General features: G+C 67.3%; 7 protein-coding genes. All 7 read right to left on the bottom strand.

Annotated elements, in window-relative coordinates:
- Positions 1 to 310: hypothetical protein (locus I6U14_RS09600; protein ID WP_296898811.1), on the bottom strand; the 310-nt coding region annotated here is incomplete at its 3' end.
- A 95-nt stretch (positions 311 to 405) separates the two neighbouring features.
- Entirely contained in the window at positions 406 to 912 is a 507-nt protein-coding gene (locus I6U14_RS09595; RefSeq protein ID WP_296898809.1) for a gluconokinase, read from the bottom strand.
- Positions 909 to 1,763: a formyltetrahydrofolate deformylase gene (gene purU, locus I6U14_RS09590; RefSeq protein WP_296898807.1), complete on the bottom strand. Its 855-nt coding sequence runs from the start codon at positions 1,761 to 1,763 to the stop codon at positions 909 to 911. Before purU ends, I6U14_RS09595 begins: the two co-directional genes overlap by 4 nt.
- A gap of 61 nt (positions 1,764 to 1,824) precedes the next feature.
- Positions 1,825 to 2,307, bottom strand: a complete 483-nt coding sequence (locus I6U14_RS09585; protein WP_296898806.1) for a Uma2 family endonuclease — start codon at positions 2,305 to 2,307, stop codon at positions 1,825 to 1,827.
- A gap of 125 nt (positions 2,308 to 2,432) precedes the next feature.
- Positions 2,433 to 3,803, bottom strand: a complete 1,371-nt coding sequence (locus I6U14_RS09580) for an alpha/beta hydrolase (protein WP_296898804.1) — start codon at positions 3,801 to 3,803, stop codon at positions 2,433 to 2,435.
- 109 nt (positions 3,804 to 3,912) lie between these two features.
- The gene (locus I6U14_RS09575) at positions 3,913 to 7,086 is read right to left on the bottom strand and encodes a DEAD/DEAH box helicase family protein (protein WP_296898802.1); all 3,174 of its coding nucleotides are present in this window, start codon (positions 7,084 to 7,086) and stop codon (positions 3,913 to 3,915) included.
- A gap of 16 nt (positions 7,087 to 7,102) precedes the next feature.
- Complete coding sequence (locus tag I6U14_RS09570; RefSeq protein ID WP_296898801.1) at positions 7,103 to 7,294, bottom strand: type II toxin-antitoxin system VapC family toxin; 192 nt, start codon at positions 7,292 to 7,294, stop codon at positions 7,103 to 7,105.
- Between the last annotated feature and the right edge of the window lie 72 nt (positions 7,295 to 7,366).

Below are 7,366 nucleotides of genomic sequence, written 5' to 3'. Positions count from 1 at the left end.
CTCCCACCAGTTCTGTGCAGAGCAGGGGGGCGTGCTGCGTCAGATCCACATACGTCAGCAGCGCGCCGTCGACGATGCGACCGATGCGACGCATGGGCATCAGTACGCAGACCAGTCCCCCATTGGGCAGCCAGCCGAGCCCGCCGGGGCGGTCCTCGGCGGTAGCGATGGGCTCGAGGCTGCCGTCCGCCGCCATCGCCAGTACCTTGTGGGCGTGCTGGTCCGTAAACCAGAAGCGGCCGTCGTGCCAGCGGGGGCCTTCCGGAAAGGCCAGGCCGTCGGCGACGACTCGGGCTTGGTAGGTCTGCATAGCGGTGTCCTCAGCGGGCCGGCTAGGGTTCGGCGCCGAGCCCGAAGTAGGTTGGGCCGACGCCAGGAGGCCCAACGCGACGGCTGCGGCAGGTCTCAGGCATCGGGCGTGTGCTCTTCCGCTGTCAGTGCCTCGCGCACCAGTGCCACCTGCTCTGCCGTCGGCAGGCCGATGGGCACCTCGATGGCTTCATCCGGCACACTCAAAATCGCGATTTGGCTCTTCAGCAGTGCCGGCGGCATGAAGTGCTCCCGGCGTGCGGTGAGTCGCTCGCGCAGCTGTGCAGCTGCGCCCACCAGCAGCACGAAGCGCACATCCCGCAGACCCGCCGTAAGCCGGGTGCGGTAGCTGTGTTTGAGCGCCGAGCACGCGAGCACCGCGTCCGCGCCGGCGGCGTCCTGCTCCCGCAGCAGCCCATGCAGCCGGTCGAGCCAGGGCCCGCGGTCGGCGTCGGTGAGCGGCTCGCCGCGGCGCATCTTGGCGATGTTCTCCGGCGTGTGGTGGTCGTCGGCATCGACGAAGGCGCAGCCCAGCGCCTCCGCCAGTGCTTTGCCCAGCGTGCTCTTGCCGGCGCCGCTCACACCCATGACGATGACGATCATCCGAACACGATGGTCTTGTTGCCGTGCACCAGCACCCGGTCTTCCAGATGGAACCGCAGCCCCCGGGCGAGCACCTGCTTCTCGACGTCTTTGCCCAAGCGGATCATGTCCTCCACGGTGTTGTGATGGCCCACGCGCACCACGTCCTGCTCGATGATCGGCCCCGCGTCCAGCTCCGTGGTCACATAGTGGCAGGTGGCGCCGATCAGCTTCACACCGCGGGCGGCGGCCTGGTGATAGGGCCGGGCGCCGACGAAGCTCGGCAGGAAGCTGTGGTGGATATTGATGATGCGCGCCGGATACTGGGCGCCAATCTGCTCGGGCAGGATCTGCATGTAGCGCGCCAGCACGATCACGTCCGGCCGCGCAGCGGCCAGGGTCTGCTCCACGGCCGCGAAGTGAGCCGCCTTGTCCGCCGCGTCCACCGGGAAGTGGCGATAGTCCAGACCATGCCATTCCACATAGCTGCGCAGCTCATCGTGGTTGGAGATCACGCAGGGGATGTCGAAGGCCATCTCGCCGCTGCGCCAGCGGTAGAGCAGGTCCGACAGGCAATGCGCCTGCTTGCTCGCGAGCAGCACCACGCGCTTGTTGATGCCGGTGTCATAGACGCACCACTGCATCTTGAAGCGCTCGGCCACAGGCGCGAAGTGTGACTTGAGCCCCTCCAGCCCAAAGGGCAGCGACGACGCCCGCACCACGTAGCGCATGAAGAACCACTGGCTGTCCGGGTCCGTGTAATGGTGGGCCTCCGTGATCCAGCCGCCGTGCACGGCGATGAAATCGCTCACAGCAGCGACGATGCCCACCCGGTCCGGGCAGGAGATGATGAGGCGGTAGGCACGCTCCATGGGCTTGGCTCGCGGTTGCCGGTGATCGCTTGGACGACCTGTCTGCCGATTGGGCGCCCGCTCAGAAGGGCAGGGTGACCCGGCCCGGAAAGTCCGGCACCAGCACGCTTTGCGCCAGCACCGCGTGGTTGTTGTGGAAGGTCATGCCGCCGTCGGCGTCGCAGAGCCAGAACTCCTGCGCGCCGCGGGCGAAGTAGAGCTCCTTCTTCTCGTCCATCTCGGCGCGGGTGTTGGATTCGGACAGCACCTCGACGACGATTTCCGGCGCCTCGGGGTAGGGGTTCGCGTCGCCGTGGCGGCCCAGGAAGCCCCGGCTTGCCCAGGCGACGTCCGCGACCTTGATGCCCGCGGTGGTCTCGATGCTGCACTCAACCACGGCGGAGCCGCCGCTGGCGAGCTGACGCAGCAGCGTCTGGATTTCCGCCTGCAGCCAGGAGTGTCGATTGGACGCTGGACTCATCACGATATGCCCCCAACGGTCGGTCTCCAGCTTGAAGGGGAGATCCTTCAGTGCCGGGTGTGCGCAGATCTCGTGCCAATTCATTGCCTGTGCTCCGCGATCGTGGTGCCGATGCCTCATCATAGCGGGCGCGGTGACGCCCGGCATCCCGGGCGCGGCGTCGATGCGCTTCAGCCCTGCGGGGATGGCGCCGCTCTCCGTCTGGGGTTTCAAGGCGTCACCGGGCGACCCCTGGATTGCACCATCGGGTTGCTCGGGTCCGCCACTTGTGTCGCGAGCGCCCGCTGCAGCCGCGCAATGAAGTCCGGCGGATAGCGCCAGATGGGCACATCCGCCCGCCTGCGCACCAGGCCGCGCTCCGCCGGCCCGAGCCCCGTGGCCAGGGTTGCCAGGATATCGCTGCTGACCCAGGGGCTGTCGCGGAAGTACGAGTGCCCGCTTCGGGCGTCGGCATCCTCCGCGTCGGTGACGTCGATCAGCACCAGGTCGTCCGCCGCGTCGAGTGTCGCGGCGACATGGCTCGGCATGTCGTGGTCCAGCAACTGGCCGAGCCGGTCGCGGCCGAACACCAGGTTGGCGAACCGCAGCGCGCCGTCGATCTCGGACAGGTAGACGGTGAGGCGCTCGCTGGTGTCGAGGATGCCGTTGGTGAGCGCGGCGGCGAAGAGCCCGGAGTCCACATCGCTGCCCACCAGGATCACCTCGCCGATGCGTGCCCCATTGCCCTGTGACTCGCCGGTCAGCGCCAGCATGGACAGCGCATCCAGCACCAGCCGCGTGCCGGCGCTGTAGCCGAGGATGTGCACCCGCTCCGCGCTGGTGCGCTCGCGCAGGAATTGGATGAACTCCTTCAGGTAATGCGCGCTCAGCGCCGTCGTCTCGACATCCGAGAAGTAGGCCACCAGCCGCGGTGTCGCCGGCCAGGAGTAGGGGATGACGACGCCGTCGTAACCCAGGAAGTGCCACAGCTCCGTGGCCACCAGCAGCGGGTTCTCGAACGGCACCTTGAAGCCGTGCACATAGATGAGGATGTCGCGCTGTCGCGAGCGAGCCAGCTTGCGGTCCACGGCTGCGGCGAAGGCCGCTGCCGGGGCGCCGGGGTCGGCCGGCAGCAGCGCCGGGTCCGTGAAAGGCGATACCGTCTGCGCAAGGATGCCGATCTCCTCCACCGCGTCCACCCGCAGCCGATACGGCGGCTTGCGCGGCGATTGCAGCGACAGCCGCGTCGCACTGTCCCAATCCAGCTCGCCGTCTCCGTGCAGGATATGCGCACGACCCAAGCGCACCAGATGGCCGCGGCGGCTGGCGTAGTGGCGCTCCAGGTCCGCCTCCGTGGCCGGATCGCGGTCGGTGGCGAAGAGGATCTCGGTCTCGAGCCGGCGCGCCTTGGGCGGCACGGCATCGAAGGGCTCGAACCGGCCGCCCGCGAACACCGCCGGCACCGGCATCAGCTCGATGCGGTCCGCTGGGGGCGAGGCGCAGCCCGCGAGCAGCAGTGCGGCGCTTGCCGCAACGCAGGCCAGCGATGGGCCGATGCGTCCGACCTGATTCTCACTCGAGCTGCACGTCTGCGTTCGCATCGCCGAGAATAGACACATCAATACATTGCATGCCGAAGGCGCGAGGACTACGACCACCTTCACCGGCCGGGAATTCAATCAGGACACCAGCCGGACCAAACAAGGCGGCTCAGTCCGGCCGCGCTGTGTCCAGCAGCCTTGCCGTGTCCGCCTTCGTCAGCATGTCGTAGAGCAGGCCGACGAACCGCTCCATGGCCTGGGCATCGGCGAGCAGTCGGTTGGTCATCTCGCCATGCGAGGTCATCGCCGCGATGATGGCATCGGTGGCGGCGTCCGGCAGGTCTCCCTTCATTGCCTGCTCCTTGGGGTTGTTCTGCACCTGCGCCATGACGGCGTCATTGCCGCGGAGCTTCTCGGTGATGTGCACGGCGAACATGACCTTGTCGTCGTCCGTGATCTCGGCGCCGAACAGCGCATTGAGCTTCTCCAACAGCTCGGAGAGAAAGGCCCGCTCCCGGTCCTTCGGGTCGCCAATTTCCCCCGTGATCGGGCGCAGCTTGACCCCCTCGCCATCGGCGACGCCCTGTAGCTCGCCCTTGTGCTTGAGCCCGTAGTGGGTGAGCTGCAGGCCCTTGAGGTCGATCTCCTCCGGATTGATGCCCTTGAGGCGGTTGCGCAGCAGCCGGGCATAGCCCGCGAACGCCTCCAGCTCCGCGTCGCCGAAGTCGATGAGCTGGGCGATGTACTCGTACATGCGCACGAACTTGCCCAGGCCCTCCTTGAAGCGCATCAGCGCATCCCGCTCCTTGGTGTACTCGCTGCGCTGTAGGTCGGCCTGCTCGGCGCCGGGGTCGTCACCGGCGGCATGGCAGCGGTTGAACGCATCCTCGCACTGGGCGATGGCGTCGTTGAGGTTCTTGAGCCTGCCGTTGAAGCGCTCGGTGGCCGGGTCCGTGATGGCGAAGAGCTTGGGCTGGCGGGGCTCGCGGCGGGTGATCTCCGCGCCGAACGCCTGCACCTCCTCGGGCGTGTAGATAAAGGTCTGGTCGAGCTGCTGCTTGAGGTCGTAGACCACGTTCGGGTCCTGCACGTCCTCGATCTGTGCCGCCCGATAGAACTGGCGGAAGGCGCTCAGGATCTCCTCGGGCTCGTTGGCGAAGTCGATGACGTAGGTGCGGTCCTTGCCGGCATAGGTGCGGTTGAGGCGCGAGAGGGTCTGCACCGCCTCCACACCCGAGACGCGCTTGTCCAGGTACATGGCCACCAGCTTCGGCTGGTCGAAGCCGGTCTGGAACTTGTTGGCCACGAGCATGAGCTGGTAGGTGTCTGTGTCGAACGCCCGGCGCAGGTCCTGGCCCTTGGTCTGGGGGTTCAGGTTGGCCTCGGTGAGCTCCTCGCCCGCCAGCGCCGGGTCCACGGCCTCACCGGCCACCTTGCCGGAGAAGGCCACCAGGGCATGGATGTCGTAGCCCTTCTCCTGCACGTAGCGGTCCAGCTCGAGCTTGTACTTTACCGCGGCGGCCCGTGAGCCCGTCACCACCATCGCCTTGGCCTGGCCGTTCAGCAGCCGCGCCACGGTGCCGCGGAAGTGCTCGACGATCAGCTCCACCTTCTGCGCCACATTGGTCGGGTGCAGGGACAGCCACTTGGCCAGCGCCCGGCGCGCCTGCTTGCTGTCCACCCGGCGGTCGTCCCACTGGCCGTCCTGAAGCTGCTCGCCGAGCCTGAAGGCGGTCTTGTAGGCCGTGTAGTTGCGCAGCACGTCGAGGATGAACTCCTCCTCGATGGCCTGCTGCATGGTGTAGACGTGGAAGGGGGCGGGCGGGTTGTCCTTGCTCACCGGCTGGCTCGGGTCCCTGGGCCGCCCGAACAGAGTCAGGGTGGAGTGCTTGGGCGTTGCCGTGAAGGCGAAGTAGCTGACGTTGCTCGGGAACTTCTTCACCGCCTGCAACCGCTCCAGGATCTCCTCGGCGGTCATGCTGGCCATGTCCTCGGCCTTGTCCAGCGCCAGCGCCGCCCGGAGCTTGCTCGCCGTGCTGCCGGTCTGGGAGGTATGCGCCTCGTCCACGATCACCGCAAAGCTGCGGTCCTTGAGCGAGGTCTCCGCCAGGATCGCCTCCATGGCGTACGGGAAGGTCTGGATCGTCACGACGACGATGGGCGTGCGGGCGAGCAGCGCCTCGGCGAGCTGCTGGCTCTTGGGCAGGGGGCTAGATTCCCGGTCGATGGCCCGGACCACGCCCAGCTGGTGGTCGATCTGCTGGATGGCATCCTGGAGCTGGGCGTCGAGCACGGTGCGGTCCGTGACGACGATGATGGAGTCGAAGGTCTTCTCGCCCTGCTCAGCGCGCAGCCGGATCAGCTCGTGGCACAGCCAGGAGATGGTGTAGGTCTTGCCGGAGCCGGCGCTGTGCTGCACCAGATAGCGCTGCCCCGGGCCTTCTGCGCGCACGGCGGCCATCAACTGCGTCACCGCCTCCCACTGATGGAACCGAGGGAAGATCAGCGTCTCCGCCATGTACGGCCTGCCGTCGGCGTGCTCCTTCTCCTTGCGCTCCAGCAGCATGAAGCGGTGCACGATGCGCAGCCAGTTGTCGGTGCTGAGGATGCGCTCCCAGAGGTAGGCCACCGAGTAGCTGCCCTCCGGTGCCGGCGGATTGCCCGCGCCCTCGTTGTCGCCGAGATTGAAGGGCAGAAAGAAGGTCTTTTTGCCCGCGAGCCGAGTGGCCATGTAGATCTCGGTGCTGGACACCGCAAAGTGCACCAGCGCCCCGCGCTTGAAGGCGAGCAGCGGATGGGTGCGGCCCGTGGTGGGGTCCTTCGGGTTGCGGTCCTCGCGGTACTGCGCGATGGCGTCATGGACGGACTGCGTGAAGTCGCACTTCAGCTCGACCGTCGCCACCGGAATGCCGTTGATGAAGAGCACCAGGTCGATGGCCCACTCGCGGTCCGGCGCGTACTTGAGCTGCCGCACCACCCGCAGACGGTTCTTGCGGTAGCGCTCGATCACCGTGGCGTTGCGCGCGTCCTCCGGCACCGCCTGGCAGAGCGTGAGCGTGCCGCCGCCGGCCACCTTCACGCCGCGGCGCAGCACCTCCAGCGTGCCGTCGCTCTCCAGCTTCTTGACCACGCGGTCCAGCACCAGCTGCTCGGTGGCGGCGCCGTTCAGCGCCTCCAGCTTGGCCCAGGCGTCCGGCTGGGTGTCGCGCAGGTAGCCGATGACGTCCTCGGGGTAGAGGGCGCGGACGCGGTCGTACTGCGCCGCATCGCCCACCAGCCAGCCGTGGCCGGCGAGGTAGTCGACGATGAAGGCCTCGAAGTGGATCTCTTTGTGTGGGTCCATCAACCAGCGCCGATTGTCAACCTTCCGCCCTGATCTGACCGAAGTGTGTGGCGGCGGACTCGTCGAACGGGAGCACCGTCAAGCGTGACTCCATCCCCTCCACCACGCGCCGGTTCGCTTCACGGTGCCGGGACTTCTCGGCCCCGAAGACGAGCTCACCCAGCGTCACCGTGGACATGGCGAGCTGCTCCGCGTAGCGGTTGAACATGTCCCGAACTCTTTACGGACGCCGCTTAATCGTATCAATGACGATATCGGTATCCAGCAGATACCCGAGCAT

This window comes from Thiohalocapsa sp., from assembly GCF_019695415.1.
In the GTDB taxonomy this organism is placed as follows: Bacteria; Pseudomonadota; Gammaproteobacteria; order Chromatiales; family Chromatiaceae; genus Thiohalocapsa.
The sequence above is the reverse complement of the archived record's forward strand: the minus strand, read 5'-3'. Positions and strand labels throughout refer to the sequence as shown.

Coding starts and splice junctions, on each gene's coding strand:
- I6U14_RS09595 (WP_296898809.1), bottom strand. CDS start 912: ATGATCGTCATCGTCATGGGTGTGAGCGGCGCCGGCAAGAGCACGCTG.
- purU (WP_296898807.1), bottom strand. CDS start 1,763: ATGGAGCGTGCCTACCGCCTCATCATCTCCTGCCCGGACCGGGTGGGC.
- I6U14_RS09585 (WP_296898806.1), bottom strand. CDS start 2,307: ATGAATTGGCACGAGATCTGCGCACACCCGGCACTGAAGGATCTCCCC.
- I6U14_RS09580 (WP_296898804.1), bottom strand. CDS start 3,803: ATGCGAACGCAGACGTGCAGCTCGAGTGAGAATCAGGTCGGACGCATC.
- I6U14_RS09575 (WP_296898802.1), bottom strand. CDS start 7,086: ATGGACCCACACAAAGAGATCCACTTCGAGGCCTTCATCGTCGACTAC.
- I6U14_RS09570 (WP_296898801.1), bottom strand. CDS start 7,294: ATGTTCAACCGCTACGCGGAGCAGCTCGCCATGTCCACGGTGACGCTG.